The organism is Bradyrhizobium sp. STM 3562, assembly GCF_045571435.1.
Lineage (GTDB): Bacteria > Pseudomonadota > Alphaproteobacteria > Rhizobiales > Xanthobacteraceae > Bradyrhizobium.
Window position 1 is genome coordinate 5,063,515 of record NZ_CP120694.1, and the last position, 13,493, is coordinate 5,077,007.

15 protein-coding genes are annotated in these 13,493 nt (G+C 62.7%); 9 read left to right on the plus strand and 6 right to left on the minus strand.

The genetic code is table 11. The features are described 5' to 3' along the window. Window positions 1–46: 46 nt before the first annotated feature. A complete protein-coding gene (locus P6U23_RS23515) occupies window positions 47–472 on the minus strand; it encodes a GFA family protein (RefSeq protein WP_407174939.1) in 426 nt (141 codons plus the stop codon). A gap of 507 nt (window positions 473–979) precedes the next feature. Here P6U23_RS23515 and P6U23_RS23520 point away from each other — a divergent pair. Together P6U23_RS23520 and P6U23_RS23525 are read left to right on the plus strand one after the other, a co-directional pair. Beyond that, window positions 980–1,900, plus strand: coding sequence for a DMT family transporter (locus P6U23_RS23520; protein ID WP_407174940.1), 921 nt, complete (start codon window positions 980–982; stop codon window positions 1,898–1,900). Window positions 1,901–2,168: 268 nt separating this feature from the next. Then, complete coding sequence (locus P6U23_RS23525) at window positions 2,169–3,050, plus strand: aldo/keto reductase family oxidoreductase (RefSeq protein ID WP_407174941.1); 882 nt, start codon at window positions 2,169–2,171, stop codon at window positions 3,048–3,050. 45 nt (window positions 3,051–3,095) lie between these two features. Here the strand turns inward: P6U23_RS23525 and P6U23_RS23530 are convergent, their stop codons facing one another. Next, window positions 3,096–3,389: a hypothetical protein gene (locus P6U23_RS23530; protein ID WP_407174942.1), complete on the minus strand. Its 294-nt coding sequence runs from the start codon at window positions 3,387–3,389 to the stop codon at window positions 3,096–3,098. Window positions 3,390–3,729: 340 nt separating this feature from the next. Here P6U23_RS23530 and P6U23_RS23535 point away from each other — a divergent pair, with 340 nt between their 5' ends. After that, a complete protein-coding gene (locus P6U23_RS23535; protein ID WP_407174943.1) occupies window positions 3,730–4,692 on the plus strand; it encodes an IS110 family transposase in 963 nt (320 codons plus the stop codon). Window positions 4,693–5,132: 440 nt separating this feature from the next. Here the strand turns inward: P6U23_RS23535 and P6U23_RS23540 are convergent, their stop codons facing one another. Both P6U23_RS23540 and P6U23_RS23545 read right to left on the minus strand, forming a co-directional pair. After that, window positions 5,133–6,506, minus strand: a complete 1,374-nt coding sequence (locus P6U23_RS23540) for a PleD family two-component system response regulator (protein WP_407174944.1) — start codon at window positions 6,504–6,506, stop codon at window positions 5,133–5,135. A 12-nt stretch (window positions 6,507–6,518) separates the two neighbouring features. Beyond that, window positions 6,519–6,884, minus strand: coding sequence for a response regulator (locus P6U23_RS23545; protein WP_024508686.1), 366 nt, complete (start codon window positions 6,882–6,884; stop codon window positions 6,519–6,521). A 234-nt stretch (window positions 6,885–7,118) separates the two neighbouring features. Between P6U23_RS23545 and P6U23_RS23550 the strand changes: the two genes are divergently transcribed. Both P6U23_RS23550 and P6U23_RS23555 read left to right on the plus strand, forming a co-directional pair. Then, window positions 7,119–7,418 (plus strand): DUF3572 domain-containing protein, encoded by a 300-nt coding sequence (locus P6U23_RS23550; RefSeq protein ID WP_407174945.1) that lies wholly within the window; start codon window positions 7,119–7,121, stop codon window positions 7,416–7,418. Further along, window positions 7,397–8,704 (plus strand): DNA polymerase IV, encoded by a 1,308-nt coding sequence (locus tag P6U23_RS23555; protein ID WP_407174946.1) that lies wholly within the window; start codon window positions 7,397–7,399, stop codon window positions 8,702–8,704. Before P6U23_RS23550 ends, P6U23_RS23555 begins: the two co-directional genes overlap by 22 nt. Before the next feature lie 110 nt (window positions 8,705–8,814). Here P6U23_RS23555 and P6U23_RS23560 read toward each other — a convergent pair whose 3' ends face one another. Next, window positions 8,815–9,066: a hypothetical protein gene (locus tag P6U23_RS23560; RefSeq protein WP_407174947.1), complete on the minus strand. Its 252-nt coding sequence runs from the start codon at window positions 9,064–9,066 to the stop codon at window positions 8,815–8,817. A gap of 194 nt (window positions 9,067–9,260) precedes the next feature. Then, window positions 9,261–10,115, minus strand: coding sequence for a cell envelope integrity EipB family protein (locus P6U23_RS23565; protein WP_407174948.1), 855 nt, complete (start codon window positions 10,113–10,115; stop codon window positions 9,261–9,263). 239 nt (window positions 10,116–10,354) lie between these two features. On the opposite strand from P6U23_RS23565, the gene P6U23_RS23570 reads away from it, so the two are divergent. The 4 genes from P6U23_RS23570 to P6U23_RS23585 all read left to right on the plus strand — a co-directional run bounded on the left by P6U23_RS23570 (window position 10,355) and on the right by P6U23_RS23585 (window position 13,444). Then, window positions 10,355–10,822, plus strand: coding sequence for a RidA family protein (locus P6U23_RS23570; protein ID WP_407174949.1), 468 nt, complete (start codon window positions 10,355–10,357; stop codon window positions 10,820–10,822). 15 nt (window positions 10,823–10,837) lie between these two features. Next, on the plus strand, window positions 10,838–11,584 hold the full coding sequence (locus P6U23_RS23575; RefSeq protein WP_407174950.1) for a glycerophosphodiester phosphodiesterase: 747 nt from the start codon (window positions 10,838–10,840) through the stop codon (window positions 11,582–11,584). A 136-nt stretch (window positions 11,585–11,720) separates the two neighbouring features. Further along, window positions 11,721–12,965 (plus strand): GNAT family N-acetyltransferase, encoded by a 1,245-nt coding sequence (locus P6U23_RS23580; protein ID WP_407174951.1) that lies wholly within the window; start codon window positions 11,721–11,723, stop codon window positions 12,963–12,965. Window positions 12,966–13,015: 50 nt separating this feature from the next. After that, entirely contained in the window at window positions 13,016–13,444 is a 429-nt protein-coding gene (locus tag P6U23_RS23585; RefSeq protein WP_407174952.1) for an HIT family protein, read from the plus strand. Window positions 13,445–13,493: the final 49 nt, after the last annotated feature.

Here is a 13,493-nt window from a genome sequence, read left to right on the forward strand (position 1 = left end):
TTCCAGGCGCGAGCATTGCCGGGCGGTCGTCGGCTGACAGCGATCGTTAGTCAGCCGGGATGAAGCGGAGGGTGCCTGCTCGACGCGTTGGCCTGCCGGTGTCGTTGGTATGATTGACGCCATCCATGACAGGCACCTCGGAGAAATCGAATGGGCTTACCCCGTCCAGGCAAGCCACGTTGACGGCATACAGGTTCTGGTTCGATCGTCGTTGATGATGCGTGTATATTCCGCAGCGAGAACAGAAGAAGTGCTGCGCTGATCCGGTATGGAAACGGTAGCTTGTTAGCGCATCCTCCCCCCGCAGGAGCTTGATCCCACCCATTTCCGCCATGACAACGACGGCGCCGCGCATCCGGCAGTAAGAGCAGGTGCAGCGGCGGATCGAATTGAAACCATCGCTGAGCGTCGCCTCGAAACGCACCGCGCCGCAATGGCACTGGCCAGCCCGAACCTTCGTGTCGCTCACCATGTTGCCTGTGTCTCCTGTAAAGATCACGTCTGGATGACGGCCGACATCGTCTGCGTCATGAGTTGCATGAGCGTCATCAACCACTAGCGGTCGCTGCCGCCTCAGAGCATCGCCTTCCAATTTGCGCGAGGGACTGCGGCGCGTTACACAGCCAAATACGATCGGCGTCATACTGCCTGCGCAACTATCATCATTTGCTGACTGAGACTGACCTCAAGATCAATACGAACGTATCTCTGGAATTTGAGCCCGACAATTCAAAAAAATTCGCGCACAACGCGAGAAAAACTCACGCGAAGGTTCGATGCGCATTTCAACAATGCTGTGTGTGAACCAAGTGGTCGGAAGCGGGACCCCGCCCCCACGCTGGTTGAGTCCAGCCCCAAGGGCGGCCAGATCCCGGAAGTCGGCGGGCCCGGCTGACACTGTTCGTTCTTCATCGAATTATTTGCGCCACCAATCCGCATAGCTTGCGGCTTTCGATCGCCTTGAGAGTAACACTCTGCCATGGAACGACACGCCTTCCGAACCCCGAATGTCGTGCTCGAGCTCGCCCTGGTGGTTGTCCTCGCCACGCTTTGGGGCGCTTCCTATTCTTTCATCAAGATCGGCGTTGAGACCATTCCACCGATCACGTTGATCGCGGCGCGCACCTCGATTGCGGGACTGGTGCTGCTCGGCGCCATGCGCTCCCGCCGCGTGAAGCTGCCATGGGATGCCGAAACTTGGCGGCGCTTTGCCTTCCAGGCTTTCCTAAACAGTGTGATCCCCTGGACGCTGATCGCGTGGAGCGAACGCTTTGTCGATGCGGGCCTTGCCACGATCCTCAACTCGGCTTCACCCATTTTCACTTTCCTGCTCACCACGGCAGTCACCCGGCACGAAGCGACGACACCACGCAAGCTGTTCGGCATCGCGGCCGGCATGGCCGGGATTTGCCTGATCGTCGGCGTACAGGCATTTCAGGACGTCGGCCGCGCGCTGCTCGCCGAGCTCGCGATTGTTGCGGCGACCGTCTGCTATGCCTGCGCGGCGATCTTCGGCCGCAACTTTGGAAATCTCGATCCGCTTGCCCCGGCGGCCGGATCGCTGATCGCGGGTGCGATGATCCTTCTTCCCTTCAGTCTCGTGACGGAGCAGCCGTGGAGCCTGAGCCCGTCCACATCATCTCTTCTGGCGCTGCTCGCACTTGCCGTGTTTTCCACCGCGCTTGCCTTTGTGATCTATTTCCGCCTGATCCAGACCCTCGGATCAGTCGGCACGACGGCGCAGGCCTATCTGCGGGTGCCGGTCGGCGTCGCAATCGGCGCGCTCCTGCTCGGCGAGAAGCTCACCGCGACGGCCTGGATTGGCCTTGCCTGCGTAGTGCTGGGCGTCGGCGCGATGACCATTCCGCCGCGCAAACCCGCTACACCCATAGCTGCTTGATCTGGCTAAGCGCGTCGCCACCACCGGACGCGTCAGGCGCTGCGCTGCTAGCCGCAAGCGGTCCGGAATCCCCTTCCGCAGCCTAGCGATGGCGCAGGATCTGGCACGCCACGAGCCCGCCGTGGGCGGGCGGCGAAGGAGTGGAATCGGCGTGGTCGCTCAAGTCGGCTTTCACTGTTCGCTCCGCCGAACAACCCGTTCAGGTTTTGCTCAATTATCGCACAGGCGAACGGCGGCTATCCATGCGCCGTCTTGAAAGGAGATTGGCATGTCCAGCCTCGACCGGTCCGGCACGTTCGTCCTCGGCGATCGCCGCGTAAAACGGCTTGGCTATGGCGCCATGCAGCTCGCAGAGCCCGGTGTCTTCGGTCCGCCCAGGGATCATGATGCGGCAGTGGCCGTGCTGCGCGAGGCCGTGGCCTCGGGCGTCAATCATATAGATACAAGTGACTTTTACGGCCCGCACATTACCAACCACCTGATCCGCGAGGCGCTGTATCCTTATCCGGAAGACCTCATCATCGTCACCAAGGTCGGTGCCCGGCGCGGCGCGGATGCATCATGGAATCCCGCCTTCTCGCGCGAGGAGCTCACCCAGGCCGTGCACGACAATCTCCGCAATCTCGGCCTCGATGTGCTTGATGTGGTCAACCTCCGCGCCATGTTCGACGCGCATGGCCCTGCCGAGGGCTCGATCGAGGCGCCACTCACCGTCCTGGCCGAGCTCCAGCGTCAGGGTCTGGTGCGCCACATCGGACTGAGCAATGTCACCCCCGCGCAAATCGCGGAAGGCCGCCGAATCTGCGACATCGTCTGCGTGCAGAACCACTACAGTCTGGCTCATCGGGCCGATGACGCCTTGATCGACGATCTCGCCCGCGAGGGGATTGCCTACGTGCCATACTTTCCGCTCGGCGGGTTCAGCCCGCTGCAGTCGTCCAGCCTGTCTGGCGTCGCTGCGCGCCTTGGAGCCGCGCCCATGCGGGTCGCGCTCGCCTGGCTGCTTCGGCGCGCGCCCAATATCCTCCTGATCCCCGGCACCTCCTCCATCACGCATCTGCGCGAGAATCTCGCCGCAGCCGAACTCGATCTGCCGGATGATGCGATCAAGGCGTTGGATGGCGTCGCCGCGAGTGCTGGTTCTGCCTGATGGGTCGTAGTCGGGCTCCGACGACGTTAGGCAATTGACTTCAGGTCAAGTGATTTGCCCGTCGGGCAGGCTGCGAAAAATCCTGTCCAGTCCTCGCGTCAAAAATATTTCTGTTTTTCCGAAGGTAGAATCAATCGTATCGTCCCCGCGTTCCGCTTCCTTGCAGAGGGACGTACGCGTCGTCACGAACGTGGAGCGGAATGCGGTGGCCGCCATGGTGCTGACTGACGAGCGGCCCCAATCGCGGACGGCGAAGTCGTGTGGTCCTGGCGCGCCCATGCAGGCGCCAAGTTCGCGACGATGCGCTTTGCGCATCGCGCGGACGACGGTGGCAATCAAGCTTGGTTCACCGGGAGAGCGCGAAGTAAGCCGTAAAGCCACTGCGCAGGGAGGGCCGGAGTGTCTCCGCCTGTACCTGTGGTCAACGCGCTCTTCGCGCAATTCTTTGCGCGGGGGCCTCGGGTGCAGCGGCCACCCGGCCTCCCTGCGCCCTTGTGTGGAGAAAATCTGCCAGAATGTGCAAACGGGCGGTTGGATCAGAACCGCCCGTTGCTGGAACTGAGCCCGCTGCGGCCAAAGGCCATGAGCCTGGTACAGAGCGTGGGACAGCTCCGGTGTCTTCCTCAACCCGAACAGTTGCAAGGGCCTTTGAGCCCGAACCGAGCAAGGAAGGGAGTGGATGATGGCACAAAATGACGCTGTTGTCGTCGGTATCGATGTATCCAAGGCCAAGGTGGATGCGTGCATCCGTGCGCTCAACCTGAGCCGGGCCTTTCCGAGCACGCCAGAGGGACGAGGTAAGCTGGTTGCCTGGTTGCGCAAGCACAAGGTGACCAAGGCAGTGATGGAGGCGAGCGGCGGCTACGAGCGGGACTGGGCCAAGGCGCTGCGCCAGGCCAGCATCGAGGTGCGGATCGTCGATCCCAAGCGAGTTCGCAACTTCGCGCAATCGGCCGGACGCCTGGCCAAGAACGATGCGATCGATGCAGAGATGATCGCCTGGTTCGTCGAGACATTCAGCGAGGGGCCGGCTCAGGTCTACGATGCGGCCCGTGAGGAACTCCAGGCGCAGGTGAAGGCACGCTCAGCTCTTGTCAATCTCAGGGCGCGCCTTCAGTGCCAAAGCGAGCATGCCGCGCCCGGATTGGTGCAGAAAGCACAAGCCCGCGTTCTGAAATGCCTGGACAATGAGATTGCCAAGCTCGAGGCCGCGATCTCCGCCAAAGTGAAATCCACCCCGGATTTGGCCGAGCGCGCTGAGATCATCGAGAGTGTGCCCGGGCTCGGCGAGACCAGCGCCACAAACCTCGTTGCAGGCTTGCCGGAACTCGGCGAAGTCAGCGACAAGATTGCCAGTGCTCTGATCGGCGCTGCCCCGTATGACGACGACAGCGGCAAACGGCGCGGCCACCGCCGCATCAAGGGTGGCCGCCGCTGGGTGAGAAACGCCATCTACATGCCCTGTGTCGGCGCCGCCAGGCTGAACAACCCTGTCCTCATGGCCTTCTATGATCGCCTGATCGCCAGGGGCAAAAAGCCCAAGGTGGCTCTCGTCGCCTGCATGCGTAAGCTGATCGTGATCCTCAACACCATGCTCGCGCGGCGGCAGAAATGGGATCCTAGCCGCTACGCGTTGCGGTGAGTCGAGCGAGCGCGCTCCTATCGCCCTCGGTCCGCGACCAAGCGCATGCCAAGCCGACAGACCGGCGAGCGGACGGGCTCAAGGCCTTCAGCCGCCGAAGGCGGTGGCGCGCCTTCGCGCCAGCCTTGAGACCGGCCGATCGCCGGGCTACTTCCAACACAGTTGCTCTGCATTCGGAGGGTCATGGACGATGCAGAACTCGGGCGAGGTCCGTCGCGAGAATGCGAACGTGTGACCAGGCGCCGCCATTGCGAGGAGCGCAGGCGACGAAGCAATCCAGAATCGCGTGCGTGGCTCTGAATTGCTTCGCTTGCGCTCGCAATGACGAGTGAGCTGTTTGAAAATTGAATCAGGATATCACGAGGACGTCGTCCTGCCGCAGGCCAGGACCCACAGTCAATGGGTGCCGGCCTTCTCGGGGGCGACACTGAGCGAGTATCCTACGCCGCCTGCGCCACGACGCGGTTGCGGCCGTCGTGCTTGGCGCGATAGAGCGCCTTATCGGCGCGCTTTAAGACATCGGCGACCGCCTCGGCCTTTTGCTCGAGCGTCGAGAGCCCGATCGAGATCGTGACCTCGATCTGCTTGGCTCCCTTATTGACCGCAAACGGCTCGCCGGCAATGCTGCGCCGGAGCCGCTCGGCCACCATGCCGGCGACGTGCAGATCGGTTTCCGGCATTACGATCACGAACTCCTCGCCGCCATAGCGGCAAGCGAGATCGATGCCGCGGATCGACTTGCGCACGCGCACGGCGAACTCGCGCAGGACGTCGTCGCCCGCATCATGGCCATAGGTGTCGTTGATCGACTTGAAATAGTCGATGTCGAGCATCATCAGCGCGAGCGGCTTGCCGCGGGATGCCGCCTGTTCGGCGAGCGTCGCCAGATGGCTCTCCATGTAGCGGCGATTATGCAGTCCGGTGAGCGCGTCGGTGATCGCCATCTCGATCGAGTTCTGCACATTGTCGCGCAGGTGGTCGGTGTAGCGGCGCCGGCGGATCTGGGTACGCGCGCGCGCCATCAGTTCGTTCTTGTCGACCGGGCGCAACAGATAGTCGTTGACCCCGATCTCGAGCCCGCGCAACAGCCGCGTGTTGCTCTCGGGATCGGCAATGGCAAGGATCGGCACCTGGCGCGTGCGCTCCAGCGAGCGCGCCTGGCTGCAAAGGCGGAGCCCATCGAAATTGTCGAGGTCGAGCGAAACGATCAGAAGATCGTAGTTGCCTTCGGCGGCGTGAAACAACGCTTCTGCCGGATTGGTCTCGACATCGAGACTGTGCTCGGCGGCAAGCAGCGGCGCGATCCGCTCATAGGATGACGGGCGGTCGTCCACCAGCAGGACGCGGCCGCCCTTCCCCGCGTCGGCGACCGCGCTGCGCTCCGGCGCCTGCACCCCGATCTCGAGCGAGGTCAGCGCGCGCATGCGCAGCTCGTCGGTCATCATCTTCAACCGGGTCAGCGAGCGCACCCGTGCCAGCAGCACGATGTCGGAGACCGGCTTGGTCAGAAAATCATCGGCACCGGCCTCGAGCCCGCGCACGCGGTCGGCCGGGCTGTCGAGCGCGGTCACCATGACCACGGGAATGAAATGCGTCGCCGGATCCGATTTCAGGCGACGGCAGACTTCGAAACCGTCCATGTCCGGCATCATCACGTCGAGCAGGATCAGGTCGCACTCGGCGCGCTGGCACATCTTCAAAGCTTCCGTGCCATTGCTCGCCGTCATCACGTCAAAATACTCGGCTGACAGACGGGCTTCCAAAAGCTTGACGTTGGCGGGGACGTCGTCGACCACCAAGATACGCGCGGACACTGAAACTCACTCCTACCCGATAAATCGCCTGACAGTTTCAATGAATTTGCCGACCGAAATCGGCTTCGAAAGATAAGCCTCGCAGCCGCCTTCGCGGATACGCTCCTCGTCACCCTTCATCGCGAAGGCGGTGACGGCCACGACAGGGATCGCGCGCAATTCCGGATCATCCTTGATCCAACGCGTCACTTCGAGCCCGGAAACCTGCGGGAGCTGAATATCCATGAGGATCAGGTCGGGTCGCATTTTGCGCACCAGATTGAGCGCCTCGAAACCGTTGCTGGTCCCCGAGGTCTGATAGCCGTGAGCCTCCAACAGATCGCGGAAGAGCTTCATGTTGAGCTCGTTGTCCTCCACGATCAGGACGGTCTTAGCCATCCCGTCCTCCAATCCTCTCGTCCCAGAAGCTGGCCCGGTTTGAGCTGCGTTCAACCCTCGGCCGGGTTGCCCGCGAAATCTAATTCAAACTAGCGTCAGATTCGCTCCAACCCGTTAAGCCCGCTCTTCTTCTTCGTCATTGTGGTTGCCACTTGCTTGAACGGATCCGGAAGACTCGGGCATGATGGTTTGCAAATTAGACATCATAAGTTAACGGAAAGGCAAATCGGGCCGTTGAAAAAGCCTGTTCAAAACCCCCGGGAAGTCGCTGAAATCGTTGCGATTCAGGCCCTAAATTTTATTGCGAGCGAGCCTGAAAGGCTGGGCCTGTTCCTGGCCGAGACAGGAATCGGGCCGGACACCCTGCGCAAGTCGGCCGCCGATCCCCGGTTCCTGGCCAGCGTGCTCGACTTCGTGATGCGCGATGACGCGACCGTGAAGGCGTTCGCGAATGCCTCCGACCTGCACACGACCAACATCGCCGCCGCGGCCGAAGTGCTCAGCGATCCCAAATGGGAGCGCGACGTACCGTGAGCGATCCCGCGCCAGTGGTGGGGCCGACCTGCTTCTGCCGGGACTGCCTCGCCGATCTGGACGCGAGCGCCAAGCGCTGCGGCGAATGCGGTTCCCCGCGCCTCGTCCGTCATCGGGCGCTGCCCGCGCTGGCGCTCGCCCATATCGATTGCGATGCATTTTACGCGACGGTCGAAAAGCGCGATAACCCTGACATCGCGGACAGGCCCGTCATCATCGGCGGCGGAAAGCGCGGCGTGGTCTCGGCGGCCTGCTACATCGCGCGGACCTATGGCGTGCGCTCGGCGATGCCGATGTTCAAGGCGCTGGAACTCTGCCCTAATGCGGCCGTGATCCCACCCGACATGGCGAAATATGTTCGGGTCGGCCGCGAGGTGCGCCAGGCGATGCTGCGGCTGACGCCCCTGGTGGAACCGCTCTCGATCGACGAGGCTTTTCTCGATCTCGCCGGCACGCAGCGGGTCCACGGCATGATCCCGGCAAAGGTCCTGGCGCGTTTTGCCCGTGACGTCGAGCGCGACATCGGGATCACGGTGTCGGTCGGGCTATCCTGCAACAAGTTCCTGGCCAAGATCGCGTCCGATCTCGACAAGCCCCGCGGCTTTGCCGCGCTCGACCAGGAGCAAGCGTGCGCACTATTGGCCGACAGGCCCGTGGGGTTCATCTTCGGCGTGGGGCCGGCGACACAGGAAAGGCTCGCCAGGGGCGGCTTTCGCACCATCGCCGATCTGCAGCGCGCCGACGAGATCGAGTTGATGAAGCAGTTTCCGTCCGATGGACGCAGGCTGTGGCGGCTGGCGCGCGGCATCGACGACCGCAAGGTCGTGCCCGATCGCGGCGCCAAGACGATTTCGAGCGAGACCACGTTCGAAACCGATATCCGCGATTTCGCCACCCTGGAAAGGCTGTTGTGGCGCCTGTCGGAAAAAGTGTCGCTGCGGCTGAAGAATGCGGGCCTGGCCGGCTCGACCATCACGCTGAAGCTGAAGACTGCGGATTTCCGCCAGCGCGCGCGTTCGCAATCGATCACCGCGCCGACCCAGCTTGCCGCCAAGATTTTTGCGGTCTCGCGCGAGCTCCTCGCGAAAGAGATCGATGGCACCGCCTTCCGCCTGATGGGAGCCGGCGTCAGCGCGCTGCGGCCGGGTTCGCAGGCCGACGACAGCGACATGCTCGACCGCCGCGCCGCGCATGCCGAACGGGCGATGGATGATTTGCGCAAGAAATTCGGCGCAGGCGCGGTGATCCGCGGCATCGCCTATGGCGGGCCGGAAAGGGCCGGCTGAAGCGAGAGAGCCGTCCTTGCGAGGAGCGAAGCGAACGAAGCAAATCCAGAATCTTCACGCGGCGCTGGATTGCTTCGGTTCAGTCGTAATGACGGCTTGGTTGCAGCGGATCAATAGAACGACCCGGGCTCGCACGGCGTGCTGTTGGTCCAGGGCGCACTGGCAAAGGCGCCGACGCGCGGTGCCGGGACACAACGATAGCCCCCGGTGTAATACGCACCATAAGGCGCGGCGGGCACGACGCTGGCATAAGCGTCCTCTGCAGCGGCCCGCGAGATCGCATGGTGCTGCCGCGCCATAGCCGGAGTAGCGAGCATAGCTGCAGCAAGTACGGCTGCCGACAGGAATTTCAGCTTGGCCATTCTATCTCTCCATCGATTGTGAGAAGCCAATGCTATGTGGCTTCTCCACCCAGATGAGAAACGCGCGCGGCTGTTTAAAGGGATCGGCAGCTCACATTGATTCAAGGACGCGCGAGCCTTGCGCGTCCGATGATCACGAGATTTGGAAAAACATAACGGTGTATTTAATGGCTGCGCGTGGCGCCCTGCTCGCCTCAATTACAAGGCTTGCTCTGCTTGGCGTCCTTGATGTCGAACTTTGCGAGCGTGCCGGCGATGACGAAATCATTGTAGTCGAGCACCAGTGCGCGCGAGACCCCGTTCTCGAACAGCTCGAACGACATCGCATAGACCGGCGTCTGCTCGCCTTCCTTGTTCTTGGCATCGCGGTCGTAATAGCTCACCGTAACCGGCCAGCGCGTCAGCGACTTCATCTGGGCGTTCTCGGTGGAGGGATCCGGAGCAGCAACCGCCTTGTCGCCCGGGACCGCCTGCCCGATCACGGTCAGCGTGTTGTAGACCTTCTCGCCATTGTCGGATCCGTCGTAGACGGTCAGCTCGAGCAACGATTTGCCTTCCTTGGCCGCAGCAATGATGCGCTTGATCTGTTCGGTCGGGAACACGGCCGCGCCGTCGATCGTGAACGTCTTGTTCTCGGGCTGCTTCAACTTGACGGTGATGTGGTCGCCGCTGCGCTCGGCAATGCCGTCGACCGGGGTGGGATCGCTATCATTGGTCCGCGTCTCGATATTGAAGCGATAGGTCTTGCCGGCGCCATCCTCCCACGAGCTCGAGCGCAGGTCGCTCAGCATCATCTTGCCCTCGCCGATCTCGAGCTCGGAGACCTGCCGGAAATCCGAGGTGTAGCCCTCACAGGCATTGCCGGAAAAATTATACAGGATGCGGCCGCGCGCGCTGTTGATCGGGTTGGAGCCGCGCGACTTCAGAAGGCTCAGATCATACAGCGCCTGATGCGGCAGAAACGGCACGGCGGCCCAGGCTTGCACCGGCCCGCAAGCTAGAGCCGCAATTGCCAGCGCACCGAGCGACGTCCGGAAAGAATGAGCCATGACCGATCCTTGAGCGGAGAGATTTGTGAAGCTTATCACCGGTCCATTGCGTCGCAACTGGGGCCGCTTCACGGAAAAGTGCACCTTTCCCGCGCACAATCCTGTTTTTCCAGAGAAAAGTCCTCCGCGCCTCCCGCGCGAGCCCCGCTTGCATGTCATGGCGCAATGGGCGAAACAAGGCCGCGCCCGGTCGGAGGCCGATCGGGAATTTGGGCACCCTTCTAGAGCGAGGACGTCACATGGCGGGCACGATCGAGCAGAAATTAGCATCACTGGGTATCACCCTGCCCCAACCGGCCGCGCCCGTGGCGAACTATGTCGGCTTTGTCCGGACCGGTAATCTCCTGTTCGTGTCCGGCCAGGTCTGCTTCGATGCGGCCGGCAAGCTGATTGCCAAGGGCAAGCTCGGCGCGGGCGTCACGGTCGAGCAGGGCAACGCGGCCGCACGCGGCTGCGCCATCAACCTGCTCGCGCAGGTCAAGGCCGCAATCGGCGATCTCGACAAGGTCGTGCAGGTGGTTCGCCTCGGCGGCTTCGTCAACTCGGCCCCGGACTTCCTCGAAGGGCCGAAAGTGCTCAACGGCGCGTCGGATCTGATGGTCGAGGTGTTCGGCGATAAGGGCCGCCATGCCCGCACCACGGTCGGCGTGGCGGCGCTGCCCGCGGATGCTTCGGTGGAGGTTGAGGGCCTCTTCGAAGTCGCCTGATCGAGGACGCCCGTCTTGCGCGCACCGGATTGGCTGACGGCGCGGCCGGTCGCTCATCGCGGCCTGCACGAGGAGGCGCGCGGCATCATCGAGAATATGCCGGCGGCGGCGCGTGGCGCGATCGCCGGCAATTTCGCCATCGAATGCGACATCCAGCTTAGCGCCGATGGCGAGGCCATGGTGCACCATGACGATGTGCTGGGCCGCCTCACCGGGAGCAGCGGCCGCCTGCGCGACAAGACCGTCGCGGAATTAAAGGCGGTGCGCTTCAAGGCGACCTCCGAGTCCATGATGACGCTCGCCGAGCTCTGCGAGCTGGTCGCCGGCCGTGTGCCGCTGGTCATCGAGGTCAAGAGCCATTTCGATGGTGACCGTAAGCTCGTGACGCGCATGGCGGAGGTGCTGTCCTCCTACGACGGTCCAGCGGTTGGGATGTCGTTCGATCCCGACCAGGTGATGGCGTTGCGCGAACTGATCCCCTCGCGCCCGCGCGGCATCGTTGCCGAGCGCCACTACACCGAAGGGGGTTGGCCAGAAGCCTCGCCCACGCAGCGGCGCGACATGACACATCTGCGCCATTTCTTTCGGACCCAGCCGGATTTCGTCGCCTATTACGTCAACGAGCTGCCCGCGGCGGCGCCCTGGCTCGCCCGCAATATCTTCGGCTGCCCACTGCTGACCTGGACCGTACGCACCCCCGAGCAGCGCGACCGCGCAGCCCGTTATGCGGATCAGATGATATTCGAGGGATTTGTGCCCTAAGCCGATCGCCTCATTCCGGGGCGGTGCGCAGCACCGAACCCGGAATCACGGTGCATGTGTTCTGCTCGGCGCACAAAATGACTGCGCAAAGATCACCTCTTGAAGTCCCTGCTGCGATGCACGATCTTCAGGGCAGATGGCGTCTTCCGAAATCACTCTCGAAGCAGTTCCCTCTGTCGCCGATGTTTCGGCTGAAGCCTGGGACGCGTGTGCCAATCCGCAGGTCCCGAGCAACCGGGGACGTGGCCTTGCCCCGGGTTTGGATGGCAGCGCAGCCGGCTCCTGCATGGAGACAAAAGCCTCTTACAACCCCTTTGTTTCGCACGCATTTTTCTCCGCCTTGGAGGCCTCCGGCTCGGCGACGGTGCGAACCGGCTGGGCGGCACGGCATCTTTTGGCGAAAATCGATGGCACGGTTGCCGGCATCGTACCGTGCTATCTGAAATCGCATTCGCAGGGTGAGTATGTTTTCGATCGCGGCTGGGCGGATGCCTATGAGCGCGCCGGCGGGCGCTATTACCCGAAACTGCAGGCGTCGGTCCCCTTCACGCCGGCGACCGGCCCCCGCCTTCTGATCCGCGACGGCGTGAATCGCGAGCAGATCGCATTGGCTCTTGCGAGCGGGTTGATCGCGCTTACCGGCGTCAGCAAGGCCTCGTCGGCGCATGTCACCTTCGCGCCGGAAGCAGAATGGAAGCTTCTCGCCGAGCATGGCTTCCTGCAGCGTACTGACCAGCAGTTCCACTGGCACAATCAGGGCTTTGCCGCCTTCGACGATTTCCTCGCCACCCTCAATTCGCGCCACCGCAAGGCGATCAAGCGCGAGCGCCGCGATGCGGTCGCAGCCGGCATCACCGTTCATTGGCTCACGGGCTCCGACATCACCGAGGACGCGTGGGACGCCTTCTTCGAATTCTACATGGAGACCGGCTCGCGCAAATGGGGCCGGCCGTATCTGACCCGTGCATTCTATTCGCTGGTCGGCGAGAGCATGGCGAGCGACGTGCTCCTGGTGATGGCACGGCGCAACCATCGCTGGATTGCAGGCGCGATCAACTTTATCGGCTCGGACACGCTGTTCGGTCGTCACTGGGGCGCGATCGAGCATCACCCGTTTCTGCACTTCGAGATCTGCTACTATCAAGCGATCGAATTTGCGATCAAACACCGCCTCAAGGTGGTTGAGGCCGGCGCGCAGGGCGAGCACAAGCTCGCGCGCGGCTACCTGCCGCAGACCACCTATTCCGCGCATTACATCGCCGATCCTGGCCTGCGGCGGGCGATCGCCGACTATCTCAAGCGCGAGCGCGCCTATGTGGCCGAGGCCGGCCGCGAGCTTGCGGAAGCCGCACCATTCCGAAAGGCCGACGAAGCGCCTTGACCACGCGCGCACGCGCAGCGAAATTGCGCCAAATTTGTTCGGGAGCCGCCATGACCGCCTATGACAACAACAACGTCTTCGCAAAAATTCTGCGCGGTGAATTTCCCTGCTATAAGGTTTATGAGAACGAGCATGTGCTCGCCTTCCTCGACATCATGCCGCGCGCGCCCGGCCACACGCTGGTGATCCCCAAGGCCCCTGCCCGCAACATCCTCGACATCAACGAGGAAGACTACCTGCACGTGGCGCGCGCAACGCGCATCATCGCGCGTGCGGCGAAGACCGCGTTCAATGCCGATGGCGTCACCATTCAGCAGTTCAACGAGGCCGCCGGCGGTCAAGTGGTGTTTCACCTGCATGTGCACGTGATGCCGCGCCAAGAGGGCATCGCGCTGCTCCCGCCCGCAAGCCGCAGGGAAGATGTCAAAGTGCTGGAGGATCACGCCGACAAACTGATTTCGGCGTTGAAGGGATTGTAAGTTTCTCCTCTCGTCATTCGAGCCAATGGGTGGCCCGATGACAGGCCCC

Excerpts from the sequence above, each read along its gene's own strand:
- P6U23_RS23580 (WP_407174951.1), top strand. The coding sequence starts at position 11,721 with ATGGCGTCTTCCGAAATCACTCTCGAAGCAGTTCCCTCTGTCGCCGAT.
- P6U23_RS23535 (WP_407174943.1), top strand. The coding sequence starts at position 3,730 with ATGATGGCACAAAATGACGCTGTTGTCGTCGGTATCGATGTATCCAAG.
- P6U23_RS23545 (WP_024508686.1), bottom strand. The coding sequence starts at position 6,884 with ATGGCTAAGACCGTCCTGATCGTGGAGGACAACGAGCTCAACATGAAG.
- P6U23_RS23560 (WP_407174947.1), bottom strand. The coding sequence starts at position 9,066 with ATGGCCAAGCTGAAATTCCTGTCGGCAGCCGTACTTGCTGCAGCTATG.
- P6U23_RS23565 (WP_407174948.1), bottom strand. The coding sequence starts at position 10,115 with ATGGCTCATTCTTTCCGGACGTCGCTCGGTGCGCTGGCAATTGCGGCT.
- P6U23_RS23515 (WP_407174939.1), bottom strand. The coding sequence starts at position 472 with ATGGTGAGCGACACGAAGGTTCGGGCTGGCCAGTGCCATTGCGGCGCG.
- P6U23_RS23520 (WP_407174940.1), top strand. The coding sequence starts at position 980 with ATGGAACGACACGCCTTCCGAACCCCGAATGTCGTGCTCGAGCTCGCC.
- P6U23_RS23555 (WP_407174946.1), top strand. The coding sequence starts at position 7,397 with ATGGGAGCGCGACGTACCGTGAGCGATCCCGCGCCAGTGGTGGGGCCG.
- P6U23_RS23585 (WP_407174952.1), top strand. The coding sequence starts at position 13,016 with ATGACCGCCTATGACAACAACAACGTCTTCGCAAAAATTCTGCGCGGT.
- P6U23_RS23570 (WP_407174949.1), top strand. The coding sequence starts at position 10,355 with ATGGCGGGCACGATCGAGCAGAAATTAGCATCACTGGGTATCACCCTG.
- P6U23_RS23525 (WP_407174941.1), top strand. The coding sequence starts at position 2,169 with ATGTCCAGCCTCGACCGGTCCGGCACGTTCGTCCTCGGCGATCGCCGC.